The organism is Escherichia sp. KCJ4928, assembly GCF_004352695.1.
Taxonomy (GTDB): Bacteria; Pseudomonadota; Gammaproteobacteria; order Enterobacterales; family Enterobacteriaceae; genus ECMA0423.
Genome location: NZ_SJWV01000012.1, coordinates 13,925 through 35,042 on the forward strand (window position 1 = coordinate 13,925; position 21,118 = coordinate 35,042).

Genomic DNA, 21,118 nt, shown 5'->3' on the forward strand with positions numbered 1-21,118 from the left:
GCTTTCATTTCAGCGTACAATCGCCACATTGCTGCACATCCGGTAAGCGATAACGCTGGCAGCAGGTCCGGCGCACCAGCAGGCCGTCGCGTAGCACCACGGTACGCCAGAGTGGATTATCTTCACCGGTAGTAAGCGTTTTCTCAAAAAAGAGGGCATGGCGCAGCGATTCAACCGTCGCCTCGCCGAGCAGTTGCTTCATCTCAGTAAGATACCAGTTGATCAAATAACCGGTATTACTCCAGATAAGTTTGCCGTTGATCTCTCCGGTCGCTTCTAGTGCCTGCACAACCGGAACCAGCGCCTGGCTGATTAACCTTTCCATTCGCTGCTGCGGCGAATGTGGTGTTGCGTTTTTATCTTCACACACATCGACCCAGAAACAGGCGGCACGGCCGGTTTCGTGAAACTCAGCATGGAAATGTTCCGGCGACACATCTAATGCCTTTTCCTGCGTCAGTAGCGCCAGCATTAATGGTGGCACCATCAGGCCGATATACCATTGTGCCCATAGTGAGATCAGCGGTTTGTTCTCGCGGATCATCGTTGGTTGGTTGCGATAGATATGATCGGAATAGACCGCGAGTAGAGAACTTAGCGCATTCGGTGATGACCATTGCGCCAGCGTCATGGCGTTAAGCGGAGCGGGTTCATCCAGGCGGATAAACTCCAGCAAATGTTCACGATGTTCGGCGATCGTCGCACGTACGGCTTGTGCAAGCCCAGCATCCTGTGGCTGGAGATGCGTTCGCCAGATAACATCTTCATAGAGCGGTGCGGAACGATAGGCCATAATCGGGATAGTAATCTAAATGATAATGATTGCTAATCCTAGCGATAGGTTTATCCGATAGCAAGGGATTTCTCTGGCTTGCAAATGATAAAAATTATCATATGATATTGGTTATCATTATCAATGAAAGAGATGAAACCATGTTGCAACGTACGCTGGGCAGTGGCTGGGGAGTGTTGCTGCCAGGATTGCTGATTGCAGGGCTGATGTATGCGGATTTATCGCCTGATCAATGGCGGATTGTCATTCTGATGGGATTAGTATTGACGCCGGTGATGCTGTATCACAAACAGTTACGGCATTACGTTTTGCTACCATCGTGCCTGGCGCTTATTGCTGGCATCATGCTGATGATAATGAATTTGAATCAGGGATGAAAAATCAAGGAAGAAACAAGAAAGGAAGTAAAGATAATTGGTGCGAGGGGGGGGACTTGAACCCCCACGTCCGTAAGGACACTAACACCTGAAGCTAGCGCGTCTACCAATTCCGCCACCTTCGCACAGTCATCTTACTTTTTTTGATATCGCCTCGTTTGGTGCGAGGGGGGGGACTTGAACCCCCACGTCCGTAAGAACACTAACACCTGAAGCTAGCGCGTCTACCAATTCCGCCACCTTCGCCCAGTGCGAGTAATATCAACGTGGTTTTTGGTGCGAGGGGGGGGACTTGAACCCCCACGTCCGTAAGGACACTAACACCTGAAGCTAGCGCGTCTACCAATTCCGCCACCTTCGCATACCATCAATTCTTAAAAAGAATTGCTACCACGGAGGCGCATTCTAGTGGTTTTCAGCTTTTCGTCAATAGTTAATTATCGCCGGAGGTGTAATTGCTGGAAAAATGTCCATCAGGAAACTAGCGTGCAGGTTTGGTAGGCATGCGGGGGCAGATGCCAGATGCGACGCTGGCGCGTCTTATCTGGCCTACGAAGGGCTAACGTGCAGGTTTTGTAGGTCGGATAAGGCGTTCACGCCGCATCCGACACGGTATTCGGCGAGATAATTAACCTTTCTTCGCCTGGCGGGTCATAATGGCGCGATACACCTTGAAACGCCCGGTTTGCGCAATCACTTCATGGAAGCCAAATGTCTCATCCAGCACGTCCGGGTAAGGCAGGAAGGCGTTCGCTACAATTCGCAGCTCGCCGCCGCTATTAAGATGACGCACCGCGCCGCGAATCAGCGTTTGCGCCGCATCCAGGCTGGTTTGCATCCCATCGTGGAACGGCGGGTTGGAGATGATCATATCAAAACGACCTTTCACCTCGGAAAAGACGTTGCTGGCAAAGACTTCACCTTCAACACAGTTGGCCGCAAGTGTTGCGCGGCTGGCTTCTACCGCTGGCGCAGAGACATCGCACAAGGTGAGACGAATTTTCGGCGAATGGCGCGCAAAGGCAACTGAAAGCACCCCCGCGCCACAGCCGACATCCAGCACTTTACCTTTCGTGTGCGGAGTTAACGTCGAGAGCAGCAACTGGCTACCGACATCCAGACCGTCGCGGCTAAACACGCCAGGCAGCGTTTTGACCGTCAGGCCATCGACGCTGTATTCGCCCCAGAATTTATCGGCATCAAATACCGGCTGTTTTTCCAGACGACCAAAATAGAGGCCACAGCGACGAGCGCTGTCGACTTTATTCAACGGCGCATAATCTGCCAGCATCTGCTCGGCGCTGCGCACGCCGCTGCGGTTCTCGCCAACGACAAAAATATCCGTCCCCACCGGCAGCAGAGAAAGTAAATTCATCAACTGGAACTGGGCTTCCGGTTTGTTCTTCGGCCAGTAGTAAATCAGCGTATCGCAATCTGCGACGTCATCCGCCGTGGCGACCAGACTGAAACGGGCGTTATCCCCCATCTGGCGGCTTAATACCTGCCAGTGGTGGAATTGCTGGGTATGAGCACGGCTGGCCGCGGTATCTAAACGCGCGGGCAGGTCATCCTGTAAGTCTCCGGCAAACAGAATACGGCTTTGTTCGAAATCATCACTGTGACGCAGCAAGACTTCACTTGCCGGGGTAAATGCAGACATGGAATGCTCCTCAATTGATACTGGCGGCGATTATAGCCATATGTTGGCGCGGTATCGACGAATTTGCTATATTTGCGCCCCTGACAACAGGAGCGATTCGCTATGACATCCCGACGAGACTGGCAGTTACAGCAACTGGGCATTACCCAGTGGTCGCTGCGTCGCCCTGGCGCGTTGCAGGGGGAGATTGCCATTGCGATCCCGGCACACGTCCGTCTGGTGATGGTGGCAAACGATCTTCCCGCCCTGACTGATCCTTTAGTGAGCGATGTTCTGCGCGCATTAACCGTCAGCCCCGACCAGGTGCTGCAACTGACGCCAGAAAAAATCGCGATGCTGCCGCAAGGCAGTCGCTGCAACAGCTGGCGGTTGGGTACTGACGAACCGCTATCACTGGAAGGCGCTCAGGTGGCATCACCGGCGCTCACCGATTTACGGGCAAACCCAACGGCACGCGCCGCGTTATGGCAACAAATTTGCACATATGAACACGATTTCTTCCCTCGAAACGACTGATTTACCGGCGGCTTACCACATTGAACAACGCGCCCACGCCTTTCCGTGGAGTGAAAAAACCTTTGCCAGCAACCAGGGCGAGCGTTATCTCAACTTTCAGTTAACGCAAAACGGCAAAATGGCGGCGTTTGCGATTACGCAAGTGGTGCTGGATGAAGCTACATTGTTCAATATTGCGGTCGATCCTGACTATCAGCGTCAGGGATTGGGAAGGGCGCTGCTGGAACATCTGATCGACGAACTGGAAAAACGCGGCGTGGCGACACTATGGCTGGAAGTCCGTGCTTCAAACGCTGCCGCCATTGCCCTGTACGAAAGTTTAGGCTTTAACGAGGCGACGATTCGCCGCAATTACTACCCCACCACGGACGGTCGCGAAGACGCCATCATCATGGCGTTGCCAATCAGTATGTAAGACAAGGTGGAATAATGAAGTGGGACTGGATTTTCTTTGATGCCGATGAAACGCTGTTTACCTTTGACTCATTCACCGGCCTGCAGCGGATGTTTCTTGATTACAGCGTCACCTTTACCGCTGAAGATTTTCAGGACTATCAGGCCGTTAACAAGCCACTGTGGGTGGATTATCAAAACGGCGCGATCACTTCATTACAGCTTCAGCACGGGCGTTTTGAGAGCTGGGCCGAACGGCTGAAAGTTGAAGCAGGCTTGCTTAACGATGCCTTTATTAATGCGATGGCGGAAATCTGCACGCCGCTGCCGGGCGCGGTTTCTCTGCTTAACGCCATTCGTGGCAACGCCAAAATCGGCATCATCACCAACGGCTTTAGCGCCTTGCAGCAAGTGCGTCTGGAACGCACGGGCCTGCGTGATTACTTCGATTTGCTGGTGATTTCCGAAGAAGTTGGCGTTGCCAAACCGAATAAGAAAATTTTCGATTATGCGCTGGAACAGGCGGGCAATCCTGACCGTTCACGCGTGCTGATGGTTGGCGACACTGCCGAGTCCGATATTCTCGGTGGCATCAACGCCGGGCTTGCGACCTGCTGGCTGAATGCGCACCATCGCGAGCAACCAGAAGGCATCGCGCCCACCTGGACCGTTTCTTCGTTGCACGAACTGGAGCAGCTCCTGTGTAAACACTGATTGCCTCCCCCCCGTTGATGGGTAAAATAGCCGCAATTTTTCGTTTTCAACAAGCGCGGCGCGATGCCGCTTACTCAAGAAGAAAGAATTATGACGTTGTCTCCTTATTTGCAAGAGGTGGCGAAGCGCCGCACTTTTGCCATTATTTCTCACCCGGATGCCGGTAAGACTACCATCACCGAGAAGGTGCTGCTGTTCGGACAGGCCATTCAGACCGCCGGTACAGTAAAAGGCCGTGGTTCCAACCAGCACGCTAAGTCGGACTGGATGGAGATGGAAAAGCAGCGTGGGATCTCCATTACTACGTCTGTGATGCAGTTTCCGTATCACGATTGCCTGGTTAACCTGCTCGACACCCCGGGGCACGAAGACTTCTCGGAAGATACCTATCGTACCCTGACGGCGGTGGACTGCTGCCTGATGGTTATCGACGCTGCAAAAGGTGTTGAAGATCGTACCCGTAAGCTGATGGAAGTTACCCGTCTGCGCGACACGCCGATCCTCACCTTTATGAACAAACTTGACCGTGATATCCGCGACCCGATGGAACTGCTCGATGAAGTTGAGAACGAGCTGAAAATCGGCTGCGCACCGATCACCTGGCCGATTGGCTGCGGCAAGCTGTTTAAAGGCGTTTACCACCTTTATAAAGACGAAACCTATCTCTATCAGAGCGGTAAAGGCCACACGATTCAGGAAGTCCGTATTGTTAAAGGGCTGAATAACCCGGATCTCGACGCTGCGGTTGGTGAAGATCTGGCACAGCAGCTACGTGACGAACTGGAACTGGTGAAAGGCGCGTCTAACGAGTTCGACAAAGAATTGTTCCTTGCGGGCGAAATCACTCCGGTATTCTTCGGTACTGCGCTGGGTAACTTCGGCGTTGATCATATGCTGGATGGCCTGGTGGAGTGGGCTCCTGCGCCGATGCCGCGTCAGACTGATACCCGTACCGTAGAGGCGAGCGAAGACAAATTTACCGGCTTCGTATTTAAAATTCAGGCCAACATGGACCCGAAACACCGCGACCGCGTGGCGTTTATGCGCGTAGTATCCGGTAAATATGAAAAAGGCATGAAGCTGCGCCAGGTGCGTACTGCGAAAGATGTGGTTATCTCCGACGCGCTGACCTTTATGGCGGGCGACCGTTCGCACGTTGAAGAAGCGTATCCGGGCGATATCCTCGGCCTGCACAACCACGGCACTATTCAGATCGGCGACACCTTTACCCAGGGTGAGATGATGAAGTTCACCGGTATTCCGAACTTCGCACCAGAACTGTTCCGTCGTATCCGCCTGAAAGATCCGCTGAAGCAAAAACAGCTGCTCAAAGGGCTGGTACAGCTTTCCGAAGAGGGCGCGGTGCAGGTGTTCCGTCCGATCTCCAACAACGATTTGATCGTTGGTGCTGTTGGTGTGCTGCAGTTTGATGTGGTGGTATCGCGCCTGAAGAGCGAATACAACGTTGAAGCAGTATATGAATCAGTCAACGTTGCCACTGCCCGCTGGGTAGAATGTGCGGACGCGAAGAAATTCGAAGAGTTCAAGCGTAAGAACGAAAGCCAACTGGCGCTTGATGGCGGCGATAACCTCGCTTACATCGCTACCAGCATGGTCAACCTGCGCCTAGCGCAGGAACGTTATCCCGACGTTCAGTTCCACCAGACCCGCGAGCATTAATTCTTGCCTCCAGGGCGCGGTAGCCGCTGCGCCCTGTCAATTTCCCTTCCTTATTAGCCGCTTACGGAATGTTCTTAAAACATTCACTTTTGCTTATGTTTTCGCTGATATCCCGAGCGGTTTCAAAATTGTGATCTATATTTAACAAAGTAATGACATTTCTGACGGCGTTAAATACCGTTCAATGCGTAGATATCAGTATCTAAAGCCGTCGATTGTCATTCTACCGATATTAATAACTGATTCAGAGGCTGTAATGGTCGTTATTCATCACCCATCGCTTTTGTGATGGCGACCATTGACTTCTGTAGAGGGTGAAGTCTCTCCCTATTCAGCAATGCAACCTCGTGTTGCCAGGCTCAAATTACGAGCAAACATACAGGAATAAATCGATGACTATGACAAGACTGAAGATTTCGAAAACTCTGCTGGCTGTAATGTTGACCTCTGCCGTCGCGACCGGCTCTGCCTACGCGGAAAACAATGCACAGACTACCAATGAAAGCGCAGGGCAAAAAGTCGATAGCTCTATGAATAAAGTCGGTAATTTCATGGATGACAGCGCCATCACCGCGAAAGTGAAGGCGGCGCTGGTGGATCATGACAACATCAAGAGCACCGATATCTCTGTCAAAACCGATCAAAAAGTCGTGACCCTGAGCGGTTTCGTTGAAAGCCAGGCTCAGGCCGAAGAGGCAGTGAAAGTGGCGAAAGGCGTTGAAGGGGTGACCTCTGTCAGCGACAAACTGCACGTTCGCGACGCTAAAGAAGGCTCGGTGAAGGGCTACGCGGGTGACACCGCCACCACCAGTGAAATCAAAGCCAAACTGCTGGCGGACGATATCGTCCCTTCCCGTCATGTGAAAGTTGAAACCACCGACGGCGTGGTTCAGCTCTCCGGTACCGTCGATTCCCAGGCACAGAGCGACCGTGCTGAAAGTATCGCCAAAGCGGTAGATGGTGTGAAAAGCGTTAAAAATGATCTGAAAACTAAGTAATTCGTCGTAATTCGTCCTCCCGAACTTTGTCGGGAGGCGCGATGTGCACCACACTAAAAATATCGCATTGAGTGATTTTCACGCTCATATCAAGCGGTGACATTAACTATGGTAAAGGAGACGCTTATGTTTCGTTGGGGCATCATATTTCTGGTTATCGCGTTAATCGCCGCCGCACTTGGGTTTGGTGGTCTGGCCGGTACCGCTGCAGGCGCAGCTAAAATTGTCTTTGTCGTCGGGATTATTCTGTTCCTGGTGAGTTTGTTCATGGGCCGAAAACGACCCTAGATTTCAGACCATTAAGAAAATTTTATCCAAAGCCAGTCCAGCGGACTGGCTTTTGCGGTTTTAGCGAATAATAAATTGCGTTACTTTGTCATTCTTTCACAACAAAAACAGGAAGGCAGAGGTGGGGCAGCGAATACCTGTAACGCTTGGTAATATTGCGCCGTTGTCGCTAAGGCCGTTCCAGCCTGGACGAATAGCTCTGGTGTGCGAAGGCGGCGGACAGCGTGGAATTTTCACGGCTGGCGTGCTGGATGAGTTTATGCGCGCGCAGTTTAATCCTTTCGATCTTTATCTCGGCACATCTGCCGGGGCGCAGAACCTCTCGGCGTTTATCTGCAATCAGCCCGGTTACGCGCGCAAAGTCATCATGCGCTATACCACAAAACGCGAATTTTTCGATCCATTGCGCTTTGTCCGTGGAGGAAATCTTATCGATCTCGACTGGCTGGTGGAGGCCACCGCAAGCCAGATGCCGTTGCAAATGGATACCGCCGCGCGGTTGTTTGACAGCGGCAAATCGTTTTATATGTGCGCCTGTCGTCAGGATGACTACGCGCCTAATTACTTTTTACCAACCAAACAAAACTGGCTGGATGTGATTCGCGCCTCCAGTGCGATACCTGGCTTTTATCGTAGCGGCGTGTCGCTGGAAGGCATTAACTACCTGGATGGCGGGATCAGTGATGCGATTCCGGTTAAAGAGGCGGCAAGGCAGGGCGCTAAAACGTTGGTCGTCATCCGCACTGTGCCGTCACAAATGTACTACACGCCGCAGTGGTTCAAACGCATGGAACGCTGGCTGGGTGACAGTAGCCTGCAGCCGCTGGTCAATCTGGTGCAGCATCATGAAACCAGCTATCGTGACATTCAGCAATTTATTGAGAAACCACCGGGCAAGCTGCGGATATTCGAAATTTATCCACCGAAGCCATTACATAGTATCGCGCTTGGCAGTCGGATTCCGGCGCTGCGTGAAGACTATAAACTTGGGCGTTTATGCGGTCGTTATTTCCTCGCCACGGTTGGCAAGCTATTAACTGAAAAAGCGCCGCTTACCCGCCATCTGGTGCCAGTGGTGACGCCGGAATCGATCGTTATTCCGCCTGCGCCAGTCGCCAACGATACGCTGGTTGCCGAAGTGAGCGATGCTCCGCAGGCGAACGACCCGACATTTAACAATGAGGATCTGGCTTGATTTGCCGTTTTATCGATACCCACTGCCATTTTGATTTCCCGCCGTTTAGTGGCGATGAAGAGGCCAGCCTGCAACGCGCGGCACAAGCGGGCGTAGGCAAGATCATTGTTCCGGCGACAGAGGCGGAAAATTTTGCCCGCGTGCAGGCGTTAGCGGAAAAATATCAACCGCTGTATGCCGCATTGGGGTTGCATCCGGGGATGTTGGAAAAACATAGCGATGTGTCTCTTGATCAGCTACAGCAGGCGCTGGAAAGGCGTCCGGCGAAGGTGGTGGCGGTGGGGGAGATCGGTCTGGATCTCTTCGGCGACGATCCGCAATTTGAGAGGCAGCAGTGGTTACTCGACGAACAGCTGAAACTGGCGAAACGCTACGATCTGCCGGTGATCCTTCATTCCCGGCGTACACACGACAAACTGGCGATGTATCTTAAACGTCACGATTTACCGTGCACTGGCGTGGTTCACGGTTTTTCCGGCAGCCTGCAACAGGCCGAGCGGTTTGTACAGCTGGGCTACAAAATCGGCGTAGGCGGTACTATCACCTATCCACGCGCCAGTAAAACCCGCGATGTCATCGCAAAATTACCGCTGGCATCGTTGTTGCTGGAAACCGACGCGCCGGATATGCCGCTCAACGGCTTTCAGGGGCAGCCTAACCGACCGGAACAGGCTGTGCGGGTGTTTGACGTGCTTTGCGAGTTGCGCCCGGAACCAGAAGATGAGATTGCCGAAGTGTTGCTTAATAATACGTATGCGTTGTTTAGCGTTAGTGGGTAGTTTACCCTTCGTAGGCAGCATCCGGCAGTCGGCGCATAATGCCTGATGCGACGCTTGTCGCGTCTTATCATGCCTACAGGTTTGTGCCGAACCGTAGGCCGTATCCGGCATGTCACAAATAGAGCGCCGGAAATATCAACCGGCTCACCCCGCGCACCTTTAACGCATCAGCCAACGGCTCAACGTCTTCCGGCGTGGCGCTCGCCCAGCTTTGCGCCTCGCCATACACGCCGTGGGCATGAAACGCATTCAGGCGAACCGGAACATCGCCAAGTCTCTTGATAAACGTCGCCAGCTCATCGATGTGATGCAAATAATCCACCTGGTCTGGAATTACCAGCAAACGCAGTTCCGCCAGCTTACCGCGCTCTGCCAGCAAACAGATGCTGCGCTTAATCTGCTGATTATCGCGTCCGGTTAATTGCTGATGACATTCGCTCCCCCACGCTTTGAGATCGAGCATCGCGCCGTCGCACACCGGGAGTAATTTTTCCCAGCCGGTTTCGCTCAACATACCGTTACTGTCCACGAGGCAGGTGAGGTGGCGCAGTTGCGGATCGTTTTTGATGGCTGTAAATAGCGCCACTACAAACGGCAGTTGGGTCGTGGCTTCGCCGCCGCTTACCGTTATCCCTTCAATAAACAGCACCGCTTTGCGGATATGGCTAAGCACCTCATCCACGCTCATGGATTGCGCCATTGGCGTGGCATGTTGCGGACACCTCTTCAGGCAGGTATCACACTGCTCGCAAACCACAGCGTTCCACACCACTTTGCCGTCAACAATCTGCAACGCCTGATGCGGACACTGTGGCACGCACTCCCCACAGTCATTGCAACGTCCCATCGTCCACGGATTGTGACAGTTTTTGCAGCGCAGATTGCAGCCCTGCAAAAACAGAGCCAGACGACTGCCTGGCCCGTCAACGCAGGAGAAGGGGATAATCTTACTGACTAAAGCGCATCTGCTGTTCATGGCTTATCACGCGCGGCTGGCGTTCCAGAATACGAGTGTTGCGTGCGGCTTCTTCGCCCAGCCAGGTGGTGTTGGTGCGTGAACCTTCGGCGCGATATTTTTCTAAGTCCGACAAACGCACCATATAACCGGTAACGCGAACCAGATCGTTACCGCTGACATTGGCAGTAAATTCACGCATTCCGGCTTTAAAGGCACCGAGGCAAAGCTGTACCAGCGCCTGCGGGTTACGTTTGATGGTTTCGTCGAGCGTCAGAATGTCGCTGATGCCGGAATAATAATAAGCATGATGCGGGGCGACAGTTTGCAGATGGGTGATCGGATCTGGCTCATCGCCATACGGCAAACGCGCGCCCGGCGTGGTGCCGATATCGGAACTGATCCCCGACTGTGCGTGTAACATGGCGCGTTTTTGCCAGCCATATTTCACGGGGGTATTGGCGACAAACTCCGCCAGTTGCGCGCTGATGCGATAACCCACTTCATTTGCGGCGGCTTCTTTACCGTAGCGCGCGGCAATCCCTTCTTTCTTACACAGCAAGTTAACCGCTTCCGCCAGCCCATACATGCCAAACATTGGCACAAAACGTTCAGGGTTAATCAGCCCTTCTTTCACCAGGAAGCTATTCTCAAAGAAGTGTGATTGTTGATAGAGGAATTCACACCGCGCATCGATGATGGCGATCTGCTGCTGGCAGTAGTGCGGTAGAGTGCGCGTAAAGAAGTCATCCAGCGATTCGCTGCGCTCGGCAATGGCTTTCAGGTTAAGGCGTACCAGCGTGCTGCCACCACCCGCCAGCGGCAGTGAGTTGTAACAGCTCACAATCCCGTAGCCCCCTTTTGTGAAAATTTTATCATGCACCGGACCGTTGGCGATGTGCGGTTTGCTACATTCACAGATGTTCTTCGCCACTTCCAGCAGTAGGTCATCAGGGGTGATTTCAGGATCGTAGATAAAGGTCAGGTTCGGTGAAACCTGCTTCAACTCTGCGTCTGCACGTAAGATCGCGCGGGTAATGGGCGAATCAGATGGGCCGATATTGGCGTGCATAAAGGCGTCTGGCAGGGTTCTGTCGAGGTAACGCCAGAAACGTTTTATTCGAACATCGATCTCGTCTTGTGTTAGAATTCTAACATACGGTTGCAACAACGCATCCAGTTGCCCCAGGTAGACCGGCATCGATGTGACCGACGGTACGTGGTGGTAAAGAATGGTCAGCAGAGAGAGTGCGTCATCAAGATCTTTCGCGCCTTCCAGCTCCAGCCATTTGGAACCGTTCGCCAGAAAACGGGCGTAATCGGGTAAGACATAGCGCGGTTTGTACGGCGCATGACCTTCAAACATATCGCAGATTACACCCTCATCCAGCGCGCGGCGGGCTTCGGCAGGAAGCTGCGGATAAGGCAGATTGTTTTCTGCTTCCAGAGCCAGAAAATGGCGCTTCTGCTCCGGGCTAAGCACTGGGCTGGTGACAATTTGCTGGCAACGTTGTTGCAGTGCATTTTCATGAGAAGTGGGCATCTTCTTTTCCTTTTATGCCGAAGGTGATGCGCCATTGTAAGAAGTTTCGTGATGTTCACTTTGATCCTGATGCGTTTGCCACCACTGACGCATTCATTTGAAAGTGAATTATTTGAACCAGATCGCATTACAGTGATGCAAACTTGTAAGTAGATTTCCTTAATTGTGATGTATATCGAAGTGTGTTGCGGAGTAGATGTTAGAATACTAACAAACTCGCAAGGTGAATTTTATTGGCGACAAGCCAGGAGAATGAAATGACTGATCTGAAAGCAAGCAGCCTGCGTGCACTGAAATTGATGGACCTGACCACCCTGAATGACGACGACACCGACGAGAAAGTAATTGCTCTGTGTCATCAGGCCAAAACTCCGGTCGGCAATACCGCCGCTATCTGTATCTATCCTCGCTTTATCCCGATTGCTCGCAAAACGCTGAAAGAGCAGGGCACCCCGGAAATCCGAATCGCTACGGTAACCAACTTCCCACACGGTAACGATGACATCGAAATCGCGCTGGCAGAAACCCGTGCGGCAATCGCCTACGGTGCTGATGAAGTTGACGTTGTGTTCCCGTACCGCGCGCTGATGGCGGGTAACGAGCAGGTTGGTTTTGACCTGGTGAAAGCCTGTAAAGAGGCTTGCGCGGCAGCGAATGTACTGCTGAAAGTGATCATCGAAACCGGCGAACTGAAAGACGAAGCGCTGATCCGTAAAGCGTCTGAAATCTCCATCAAAGCGGGTGCGGACTTCATCAAAACCTCTACCGGTAAAGTGGCTGTGAACGCGACGCCGGAAAGCGCGCGCATCATGATGGAAGTGATCCGTGATATGGGCGTAGAAAAAACCGTTGGTTTCAAACCAGCGGGCGGCGTGCGTACTGCGGAAGATGCGCAGAAATATCTCGCCATCGCAGATGAACTGTTCGGTGCTGACTGGGCAGATGCGCGTCACTACCGCTTTGGTGCTTCCAGCCTGCTGGCAAGCCTGTTGAAAGCGCTGGGCCACGGTGACGGTAAGAGCGCCAGCAGCTACTAAGTAAGATGCTTTACGCCTGATGCGCTGCGCTTATCAGGCCTACGAGACGTATCTACCCGTAGGCCGGATAAGGCGTAGACGCATCCGGCAAAAGCCGCCTCATACTCTTTTCCTCGGGAGGTTACCTTGTTTCTCGCACAAGAAATTATTCGTAAAAAACGTGATGGTCATGCGCTGAGCGATGAAGAAATTCGTTTCTTTATCAACGGCATTCGCGACAACACTATCTCCGAAGGGCAGATTGCCGCCCTCGCGATGACCATTTTCTTCCACGATATGACAATGCCTGAGCGTGTCTCGCTGACCATGGCGATGCGAGATTCAGGAACCGTTCTCGACTGGAAAAGCCTGCATCTGAATGGCCCGATTGTTGATAAACACTCCACCGGCGGCGTCGGCGATGTGACTTCGCTGATGTTGGGGCCGATGGTCGCAGCCTGCGGCGGCTATATTCCGATGATCTCTGGTCGCGGCCTCGGTCATACTGGCGGTACGCTCGACAAACTGGAATCCATCCCTGGCTTCGACATTTTCCCGGATGACAACCGTTTCCGCGAAATTATTAAAGACGTCGGCGTGGCGATTATCGGCCAGACCAGCTCACTGGCTCCGGCAGATAAACGTTTCTACGCGACCCGCGATATTACCGCAACCGTGGACTCCATCCCGCTGATCACTGCCTCGATCCTGGCGAAGAAACTGGCGGAAGGTCTGGACGCGCTGGTGATGGACGTGAAAGTGGGTAGCGGCGCGTTTATGCCGACCTACGAACTCTCTGAAGCCCTTGCCGAAGCGATTGTTGGCGTGGCTAACGGCGCTGGCGTGCGCACCACCGCGCTGCTCACCGACATGAATCAGGTACTGGCCTCCAGTGCAGGTAACGCGGTTGAAGTTCGTGAAGCGGTGCAGTTCCTGACGGGTGAGTATCGTAACCCGCGTCTGTTTGATGTCACGATGGCGCTGTGCGTGGAGATGCTTATCTCCGGCAAACTGGCGAAAGATGACGCCGAAGCGCGCGCGAAATTGCAGGCGGTGCTGGACAACGGTAAAGCGGCAGAAGTCTTTGGTCGTATGGTAGCGGCACAAAAAGGCCCAACCGACTTCGTTGAGAACTACGCGAAGTATCTGCCGACAGCGATGCTGACGAAAGCAGTCTATGCTGATACCGAAGGTTTTGTCAGTGAAATGGATACCCGCGCGCTGGGGATGGCAGTGGTTGCAATGGGCGGCGGTCGTCGTCAGGCATCTGACACCATTGATTACAGCGTCGGCTTTACTGATATGGCGCGTTTGGGCGACCAGGTAGACGGTCAGCGTCCGCTGGCGGTTATCCACGCGAAAGACGAAAACAGCTGGCAGGAAGCGGCGAAAGCGGTGAAAGCGGCAATTAAACTTGCCGATAAAGCACCGGAAAGCACACCAACTGTCTATCGCCGTATCAGCGAATAACGGTATACTGATCTGATCATTTAAATTTGAAGCACTGAGTACGGAGAACATATGAAACGTGCATTTATTATGGTGCTGGACTCATTCGGCATCGGCGCTACAGAAGATGCAGAACGCTTTGGTGACGTCGGGGCTGACACCCTGGGTCATATCGCAGAAGCTTGTGCCAAAGGCGAAGCTGATAACGGTCGTAAAGGCCCGCTCAATCTGCCAAATCTGACCCGTCTGGGGCTGGCGAAAGCACACGAAGGTTCTACCGGTTTCATTCCGGCGGGAATGGACGGCAACGCTGAAGTTATCGGCGCGTACGCATGGGCGCACGAAATGTCATCCGGTAAAGATACCCCGTCTGGTCACTGGGAAATCGCCGGTGTCCCGGTTCTGTTTGAGTGGGGATATTTCTCCGATCACGAAAACAGCTTCCCGCAAGAGCTGCTGGATAAACTGGTCGAACGCGCTAATCTGCCGGGTTACCTCGGTAACTGCCACTCTTCCGGTACGGTCATTCTGGATCAACTGGGCGAAGAGCACATGAAAACCGGCAAGCCGATTTTCTATACCTCCGCTGACTCCGTGTTCCAGATTGCCTGCCATGAAGAAACTTTCGGTCTGGATAAACTCTATGAACTGTGCGAAATCGCCCGTGAAGAGCTGACCAACGGCGGCTACAACATCGGTCGTGTTATCGCTCGTCCGTTTATCGGTGACAAAGCCGGTAACTTCCAGCGTACCGGTAACCGTCACGACCTGGCTGTTGAGCCGCCAGCACCGACCGTGCTGCAGAAACTGGTTGATGAAAAACACGGTCAGGTGGTTTCTGTCGGTAAAATTGCAGACATCTACGCCAACTGCGGTATCACCAAGAAAGTGAAAGCAACTGGCCTGGACGCGCTGTTTGACGCCACCATCAAAGAGATGAAAGAAGCGGGTGATAACACCATCGTCTTCACCAACTTCGTTGACTTCGACTCTTCCTGGGGCCACCGTCGCGACGTCGCCGGTTATGCTGCGGGTCTGGAGCTGTTCGACCGCCGTCTGCCGGAGCTGATGTCTTTGCTGCGCGATGACGACATCCTGATCCTCACTGCTGACCACGGTTGTGATCCGACCTGGACCGGTACTGACCACACGCGTGAACACATTCCGGTACTGGTTTACGGCCCGAAAGTAAAACCGGGTTCACTGGGTCACCGTGAAACCTTCGCGGATATCGGCCAGACTCTGGCAAAATATTTTGGTACTTCTGATATGGAATATGGCAAAGCCATGTTCTGATAATGGGTGCGGCTTGATGCCCTCACCCCGGCCCTCTCCCACAGGGAGAGGGTGAAAACATGTTGATAAGGATAAAACAATGGCTACCCCACACATTAATGCAGAAATGGGCGATTTCGCTGACGTAGTTTTGATGCCAGGCGACCCGCTGCGTGCGAAGTATATTGCTGAAACTTTCCTTGAAGATGCCCGTGAAGTGAACAACGTTCGCGGTATGCTGGGCTTCACCGGTACTTACAAAGGCCGCAAAATTTCCGTAATGGGTCACGGTATGGGTATCCCGTCCTGCTCCATCTACACCAAAGAACTGATCACCGATTTCGGCGTGAAGAAAATTATCCGCGTGGGTTCCTGTGGCGCAGTTCTGCCGCACGTAAAACTGCGCGACGTCGTTATCGGTATGGGTGCCTGCACCGATTCCAAAGTTAACCGCATCCGTTTTAAAGATCATGACTTTGCCGCTATCGCTGACTTTGACATGGTGCGTAACGCGGTAGACGCGGCTAAAGCACTGGGCATTGATGCTCGCGTTGGTAACCTGTTCTCCGCTGACCTGTTCTACTCTCCGGACGGCGAAATGTTCGACGTGATGGAAAAATACGGCATCCTCGGCGTGGAAATGGAAGCGGCTGGTATCTACGGCGTCGCTGCAGAATTTGGCGCGAAAGCCCTGACCATCTGTACCGTGTCTGACCACATCCGCACTCACGAGCAGACCACTGCCGCTGAGCGTCAGACCACCTTCAACGACATGATCAAAATCGCACTGGAATCCGTTCTGCTGGGCGATAAAGAGTAATTGTGTTTCGCTGAAAGGCGATTGTCGTGTGAAGCCGGAGTGGGAGACTGCTCCGGCTTTTTAGTATCTATTCATCAATAGCAACTGATTTATAGATTTACTATTATTTTTCATATGGATAGAAAATAAAATCTATTCAAGTATCTATTCACGAATCTATTCATTTATGTTCAGCCGTCATCCAGGAAGGGCATATCAGCAACTCTGGTGGACAACCATAAATTTCTGCCATTTTGCTTTTGATGTTTGAGCTAAACCGTTCCGTCTTTTCGATCTATTTTAGAGAATTAATCGAGATACCTAACATTTTACTTACTTCAGCAAGCGATAATTTATGCCTGATACGCACGGCGGCTAGCCAGGAAATACGCTGGCTTAACATTAAATTGATAATCTCCCGCTCCTGGTTTTCCAGATCGATCATATTCCCTTCCTTTGGTATTTTAATCAGCGAGTTACCTTACCGCCCCCGCTATCCACGTCGACAACTCCCGTAGCTCTTTTTCCTGGTCCGGGAAGTCAACCAACAGCGCTTCGCACTCTTGTTGCAGCATATCCGCGCGGTACAGGCAGCCTTGCAGTCGCCCGGCGAGGGCTTCCAGCGGCGCGGGGTTGAGGCTGTCGGTAAACACCTGGGCGCGGGTGATATGGCCTTTTTCAACGTCGAAATGCAGTTCCACGCCGCCCCAGCTAAAGCGTTCATCCAGCAGATGCGAGAATGCCGGAGCCTGACCGAAGTTCCATTCCCAGCTACTCTGACGGGCAAAGGTTTCGGCGAAGTTTGGCAAGTCTGGCGTTTTGTCCGGGGAGATGATTTCCGCTTCTACACGCTCGCCATAATGGGCGAAAAAGGCCTTGGTTATGGCCTCGCAAACCTGCTCATGGGTGATCCCCGGCAGCAGCTCGGTGAGGTTGGTCACGCGGGAACGCACTGAGGTAATGCCTTTCGCCGCCAGTTTCTTTTTATCCGGATTGAGATAGTTTGCCAGGCGGCTAAGGTCGGCATTGAGCAGCAAGGTGCCGTGGTGGAAGCCACGATCTTTGGTTTCGCGATAGGCCGATCCTGAGACTTTGCGGTCACCTTCGGCGGTTTTCACCACCAGATCGTTACGCCCGGACGCTTCGGCGCTGACGCCAAGCGCGTTCAGCGCATTGAGCACAATCGACGTGGAGATGGTTTTATCGTACTCCGGCTTGCCAGCCATAAAGGTAAAGCAGGTATTGCCGAGATCGTGGAACACCGCGCCGCCACCGCTACTGCGCCGTGCCAGGCGGACGTTATCTTCTTCCATCCGCCGGGTATTACACTCTTTCCACGGGTTCTGCGCGCGACCAATCACTACCGTGTCGGCATTGCGCCAGAGAAACAGAACGCGCTGCGTGGCGGGCATCTGGCGAAAAATACACTCCTCCACCGCCAGGTTAAACCACGGGTCGTAAGAGTCAGAGATGAGCAGGCGTAATGTGGACATAACGATTTCCTTTCTTGTAGTAATGGGTCACTCTTTTTTCTCGCTTTCTTCCTCTTCCGGCACCGGTTTGCTGGCGGTTAACAGGAAGGGCGATTGCTGCCAGCGGGTACGTTTACCCTGTAGCAGCGTGCGGGTCAGCACTACGCCGATTGCCAGTGAAAGCAGCAACATCAGGCGTAAAATGTTAGTGGTGTTATCCACCTGTTGGGCTTCGGTGGCGAGCGTATGGGTGTCGAGCGTCAGGCGCAGATAGCCGAGCGGTCCGTTTTTCCCGGCAATTGGTTCGACAATCTGCTGGTTAAAATAGCCGCCCGCTTTTTTACCGTCGAGCGCCAGCCGGTCGCGCACTTCGACGCTTTCGCCAGAACGTGCGATAAGATCGCCTTGTTCGTCATACACACCCGCGTCGAGGATACGGCTTTCATCCGTTAACTGATCGAGGATCGCCTGAATGCGTTTTTCATCCGGTGAGTCGGTACGCATCAGCGGTGCAACGTTCAGCGTTACCTGACGCGCCAGGGTGCGGGCCAGTTCTTCCAGCTGTGGATTACGTTGTCGCTGGTGGTTTTGACTAAACCATGACGCTCCCTGCATCAGCGCCACTAACAAGGCAAGACAGAACAGGACAATCACTGCCCGATGCAGCCGGAATTTCAGTTTTGTGCGAGCCATCTTCCACCCTTTGAAAATTTGAGACTTAATGTTGCCAGAAGCAATGGATACAAGGTAGCCTCATGCGTTATTTTCCCTGCTTCGAACGATTTTACAGGAGCCTTAATGCCTAACATTACCTGGTGCGACCTGCCTGAAGATGTCTCTTTATGGCCTGGTCTGCCTCTTTCATTAAGTGGTGATGAAGTGATGCCACTGGATTACCACGCAGGTCGTAGCGGCTGGCTGCTGTATGGTCGTGGGCTGGATAAACAGCGTCTGACCCAATACCAGAGCAAACTGGGTGCGGCGATGGTGATTGTTGCCGCCTGGTGCGTGGAAGATTATCAGGTGATTCGTCTGGCAGGTTCACTCACCGCACGGGCTACGCGCCTGGCCCATGAAGCGCAACTGGATGTCGCCCCGCTGGGGAAAATCCCGCACCTGCGCACGCCGGGTTTGCTGGTGATGGACATGGATTCCACCGCCATCCAGATTGAATGTATTGATGAAATTGCCAAACTGGCCGGAACGGGCGAGATGGTGGCGGAAGTAACCGAACGGGCGATGCGCGGCGAACTCGATTTTACCGCCAGCCTGCGCAGCCGTGTGGCGACGCTGAAAGGCGCTGACGCCAATATTCTGCAACAGGTGCGTGAAAATCTGCCGCTGATGCCAGGCTTAACGCAACTGGTGCTCAAGCTGGAAACGCTGGGCTGGAAAGTGGCGATTGCCTCCGGCGGCTTTACTTTCTTTGCTGAATATCTGCGCGACAAGCTGCGCCTGACCGCCGTGGTAGCCAATGAACTGGAGATCATGGACGGTAAATTTACCGGCAATGTGATCGGCGACATCGTAGACGCGCAGTACAAAGCGAAAACTTTGACTCGCCTCGCGCAGGAGTATGAAATCCCGCTGGCGCAGACCGTGGCGATTGGCGATGGAGCTAATGACCTGCCGATGATCAAAGCAGCAGGGCTGGGGATTGCCTACCATGCCAAGCCAAAAGTGAATGAAAAGGCGGAAGTCACCATCCGTCACGCTGACCTGATGGGGGTATTCTGCATCCTCTCAGGCAGCCTGAATCAGAAGTAATTGCTCGCCCGCCATCCTGCGGGCGGCACAGCATTAACGAGGTACACCGTGGCAAAAGCTCCAAAACGCGCCTTTGTTTGTAATGAATGCGGGGCCGATTATCCGCGCTGGCAGGGGCAGTGCAGTGCCTGTCATGCCTGGAACACCATCACCGAGGTGCGTCTTGCTGCGTCGCCAACGGTGGCGCGTAACGAGCGTCTCAGCGGCTATGCCGGTAGCGCCGGGGTGGCAAAAGTCCAGAAACTCTCCGATATCAGCCTTGAAGAGCTGCCGCGTTTTTCCACCGGATTTAAAGAGTTCGACCGCGTACTAGGCGGCGGCGTGGTGCCAGGAAGTGCCATTCTGATTGGCGGTAACCCTGGTGCGGGGAAATCCACGCTGTTGCTGCAAACGCTGTGCAAACTGGCCCAGCAGATGAAAACGCTGTATGTCACCGGCGAAGAGTCGCTGCAACAGGTGGCAATGCGCGCTCATCGCCTTGGCCTGCCGACTGACAATCTCAATATGTTGTCGGAAACCAGCATCGAGCAGATCTGCCTGATTGCCGAAGAAGAGCAACCGAAGCTGATGGTAATTGACTCGATCCAGGTGATGCATATGGCGGATGTACAGTCATCGCCTGGCAGCGTGGCGCAGGTGCGTGAAACGGCGGCTTATCTGACGCGCTTCGCCAAAACGCGCGGTGTGGCGATTGTCATGGTTGGGCACGTAACCAAAGATGGCTCGCTGGCTGGCCCTAAAGTGCTGGAACACTGTATCGACTGTTCGGTGCTTCTGGATGGTGATGCCGACTCCCGTTTTCGCACCTTGCGCAGCCATAAAAACCGCTTCGGCGCGGTGAATGAGCTGGGCGTCTTCGCGATGACCGAACAGGGGCTGCGTGAAGTCAGCAACCCTTCGGCAATTTTCTTAAGTCGCGGAGATGAAGTGACCTCCGGCAGCTCCGTGATGGTGGTGTGGGAAGGAACGCGTCCGTTGCTGGTGGAGATTCAGGCGCTGGTCGATCACTCGATGATGGCGAATCCGCGCCGCGTGGCAGTGGGGCTGGAACAAAACCGTCTGGCAATCCTGCTGGCTGTCTTGCACCGTCACGGTGGTCTGCAAATGGCCGATCAGGATGTATTTGTGAACGTGGTCGGCGGCGTGAAGGTAACCGAAACCAGTGCCGATTTAGCGTTACTGCTGGCGATGGTTTCCAGCCTGCGTGACAGACCGCTGCCACAGGATCTGGTGGTGTTTGGTGAAGTCGGGCTGGCAGGGGAGATCCGCCCGGTGCCCAGCGGTCAGGAACGAATTTCAGAAGCGGCGAAACACGGTTTTCGCCGGGCGATTGTTCCGGCGGCTAACGTACCGAAAAAAGCGCCGGAAGGGATGCAGATTTTTGGCGTTAAAAAACTCTCCGACGCGCTTAGCGTGTTCGACGACTTATAATGAGAGATACGGAGGGAG

21 protein-coding genes, 3 tRNA genes and 1 pseudogene are annotated in these 21,118 nt (G+C 53.4%); 15 read left to right on the forward strand and 10 right to left on the reverse strand.

Annotation, left to right across the window (positions count from 1 at the left end):
- Positions 1–4: 4 nt before the first annotated feature.
- Positions 5–793, reverse strand: a complete 789-nt coding sequence (fhuF, locus tag E0D98_RS03475; protein ID WP_000331602.1) for a siderophore-iron reductase FhuF — start codon at positions 791–793, stop codon at positions 5–7.
- 140 nt (positions 794–933) lie between these two features.
- On the opposite strand from fhuF, the gene E0D98_RS03480 reads away from it, so the two are divergent.
- Positions 934–1,170 carry a DUF1435 domain-containing protein gene (locus E0D98_RS03480; RefSeq protein WP_001350368.1) on the forward strand — a complete coding sequence of 79 codons (237 nt, stop codon included), beginning with the start codon at positions 934–936 and terminating at the stop codon, positions 1,168–1,170.
- A 38-nt stretch (positions 1,171–1,208) separates the two neighbouring features.
- On the opposite strand, the gene E0D98_RS03485 is transcribed toward E0D98_RS03480, so the two are convergent.
- The 4 genes from E0D98_RS03485 to rsmC all read right to left on the reverse strand — a co-directional run bounded on the left by E0D98_RS03485 (position 1,209) and on the right by rsmC (position 2,830).
- Positions 1,209–1,295, reverse strand: a tRNA-Leu gene (locus tag E0D98_RS03485).
- A gap of 34 nt (positions 1,296–1,329) precedes the next feature.
- A tRNA-Leu gene (locus E0D98_RS03490) sits at positions 1,330–1,416 on the reverse strand.
- A gap of 28 nt (positions 1,417–1,444) precedes the next feature.
- Positions 1,445–1,531, reverse strand: a tRNA-Leu gene (locus tag E0D98_RS03495).
- A 267-nt stretch (positions 1,532–1,798) separates the two neighbouring features.
- On the reverse strand, positions 1,799–2,830 hold the full coding sequence (gene rsmC / locus E0D98_RS03500; protein WP_001272319.1) for a 16S rRNA (guanine(1207)-N(2))-methyltransferase RsmC: 1,032 nt from the start codon (positions 2,828–2,830) through the stop codon (positions 1,799–1,801).
- 102 nt (positions 2,831–2,932) lie between these two features.
- On the opposite strand from rsmC, the gene holD reads away from it, so the two are divergent.
- The 8 genes from holD (at position 2,933) to E0D98_RS03540 (ending at position 9,393) form a co-directional block, all read left to right on the forward strand.
- The gene (holD, locus tag E0D98_RS03505; RefSeq protein ID WP_000204016.1) at positions 2,933–3,346 is read left to right on the forward strand and encodes a DNA polymerase III subunit psi; all 414 of its coding nucleotides are present in this window, start codon (positions 2,933–2,935) and stop codon (positions 3,344–3,346) included.
- Positions 3,315–3,761, forward strand: coding sequence for a ribosomal protein S18-alanine N-acetyltransferase (rimI, locus tag E0D98_RS03510; protein WP_001092461.1), 447 nt, complete (start codon positions 3,315–3,317; stop codon positions 3,759–3,761). Before holD ends, rimI begins: the two co-directional genes overlap by 32 nt.
- Positions 3,762–3,775: 14 nt before the next feature.
- Entirely contained in the window at positions 3,776–4,453 is a 678-nt protein-coding gene (gene yjjG, locus E0D98_RS03515; RefSeq protein ID WP_000870700.1) for a pyrimidine 5'-nucleotidase, read from the forward strand.
- Between the two features lie 90 nt (positions 4,454–4,543).
- Positions 4,544–6,133 (forward strand): peptide chain release factor 3, encoded by a 1,590-nt coding sequence (gene prfC, locus E0D98_RS03520; protein WP_000175943.1) that lies wholly within the window; start codon positions 4,544–4,546, stop codon positions 6,131–6,133.
- Positions 6,134–6,525: 392 nt separating this feature from the next.
- Positions 6,526–7,131, forward strand: a complete 606-nt coding sequence (osmY, locus tag E0D98_RS03525) for a molecular chaperone OsmY (protein ID WP_001295748.1) — start codon at positions 6,526–6,528, stop codon at positions 7,129–7,131.
- A gap of 126 nt (positions 7,132–7,257) precedes the next feature.
- Positions 7,258–7,419 carry a DUF1328 family protein gene (locus tag E0D98_RS03530; RefSeq protein WP_000490275.1) on the forward strand — a complete coding sequence of 54 codons (162 nt, stop codon included), beginning with the start codon at positions 7,258–7,260 and terminating at the stop codon, positions 7,417–7,419.
- A gap of 121 nt (positions 7,420–7,540) precedes the next feature.
- Complete coding sequence (locus E0D98_RS03535; protein WP_001299799.1) at positions 7,541–8,614, forward strand: patatin family protein; 1,074 nt, start codon at positions 7,541–7,543, stop codon at positions 8,612–8,614.
- The gene (locus E0D98_RS03540; protein ID WP_000563073.1) at positions 8,611–9,393 is read left to right on the forward strand and encodes a metal-dependent hydrolase; all 783 of its coding nucleotides are present in this window, start codon (positions 8,611–8,613) and stop codon (positions 9,391–9,393) included. Before E0D98_RS03535 ends, E0D98_RS03540 begins: the two co-directional genes overlap by 4 nt.
- 112 nt (positions 9,394–9,505) lie before the next feature.
- Here the strand turns inward: E0D98_RS03540 and E0D98_RS03545 are convergent, their stop codons facing one another.
- Both E0D98_RS03545 and E0D98_RS03550 read right to left on the reverse strand, forming a co-directional pair.
- Positions 9,506–10,369: a YjjW family glycine radical enzyme activase gene (locus E0D98_RS03545; protein ID WP_001088395.1), complete on the reverse strand. Its 864-nt coding sequence runs from the start codon at positions 10,367–10,369 to the stop codon at positions 9,506–9,508.
- Positions 10,341–11,891, reverse strand: a complete 1,551-nt coding sequence (locus tag E0D98_RS03550) for a YjjI family glycine radical enzyme (protein WP_001143279.1) — start codon at positions 11,889–11,891, stop codon at positions 10,341–10,343. The genes E0D98_RS03545 and E0D98_RS03550 overlap by 29 nt, the downstream gene beginning before the upstream one ends.
- A gap of 257 nt (positions 11,892–12,148) precedes the next feature.
- Between E0D98_RS03550 and deoC the strand changes: the two genes are divergently transcribed.
- From deoC to deoD, 4 genes are all read left to right on the forward strand, one after another.
- Complete coding sequence (deoC, locus tag E0D98_RS03555; RefSeq protein WP_001295412.1) at positions 12,149–12,928, forward strand: deoxyribose-phosphate aldolase; 780 nt, start codon at positions 12,149–12,151, stop codon at positions 12,926–12,928.
- 126 nt (positions 12,929–13,054) lie between these two features.
- Positions 13,055–14,377, forward strand: a complete 1,323-nt coding sequence (gene deoA, locus E0D98_RS03560; protein ID WP_000477811.1) for a thymidine phosphorylase — start codon at positions 13,055–13,057, stop codon at positions 14,375–14,377.
- Between the two features lie 51 nt (positions 14,378–14,428).
- Complete coding sequence (gene deoB, locus E0D98_RS03565) at positions 14,429–15,652, forward strand: phosphopentomutase (RefSeq protein ID WP_000816471.1); 1,224 nt, start codon at positions 14,429–14,431, stop codon at positions 15,650–15,652.
- 79 nt (positions 15,653–15,731) lie between these two features.
- Positions 15,732–16,451, forward strand: a complete 720-nt coding sequence (deoD, locus tag E0D98_RS03570) for a purine-nucleoside phosphorylase (RefSeq protein WP_000224877.1) — start codon at positions 15,732–15,734, stop codon at positions 16,449–16,451.
- A 160-nt stretch (positions 16,452–16,611) separates the two neighbouring features.
- Here deoD and E0D98_RS27795 read toward each other — a convergent pair.
- From E0D98_RS27795 to E0D98_RS03580, 3 genes and pseudogenes are all read right to left on the reverse strand, one after another.
- Positions 16,612–16,875, reverse strand: a pseudogene (locus tag E0D98_RS27795) (helix-turn-helix transcriptional regulator).
- A 31-nt stretch (positions 16,876–16,906) separates the two neighbouring features.
- Positions 16,907–17,923 carry a lipoate--protein ligase LplA gene (lplA, locus tag E0D98_RS03575; protein ID WP_000105861.1) on the reverse strand — a complete coding sequence of 339 codons (1,017 nt, stop codon included), beginning with the start codon at positions 17,921–17,923 and terminating at the stop codon, positions 16,907–16,909.
- A 27-nt stretch (positions 17,924–17,950) separates the two neighbouring features.
- Entirely contained in the window at positions 17,951–18,595 is a 645-nt protein-coding gene (locus tag E0D98_RS03580; protein WP_000124615.1) for a YtjB family periplasmic protein, read from the reverse strand.
- Positions 18,596–18,700: 105 nt separating this feature from the next.
- On the opposite strand from E0D98_RS03580, the gene serB reads away from it, so the two are divergent.
- Together serB and radA are read left to right on the forward strand one after the other, a co-directional pair.
- On the forward strand, positions 18,701–19,669 hold the full coding sequence (gene serB / locus E0D98_RS03585) for a phosphoserine phosphatase (RefSeq protein ID WP_001132955.1): 969 nt from the start codon (positions 18,701–18,703) through the stop codon (positions 19,667–19,669).
- 48 nt (positions 19,670–19,717) lie between these two features.
- On the forward strand, positions 19,718–21,100 hold the full coding sequence (gene radA / locus E0D98_RS03590; RefSeq protein ID WP_001029698.1) for a DNA repair protein RadA: 1,383 nt from the start codon (positions 19,718–19,720) through the stop codon (positions 21,098–21,100).
- Positions 21,101–21,118: the final 18 nt, after the last annotated feature.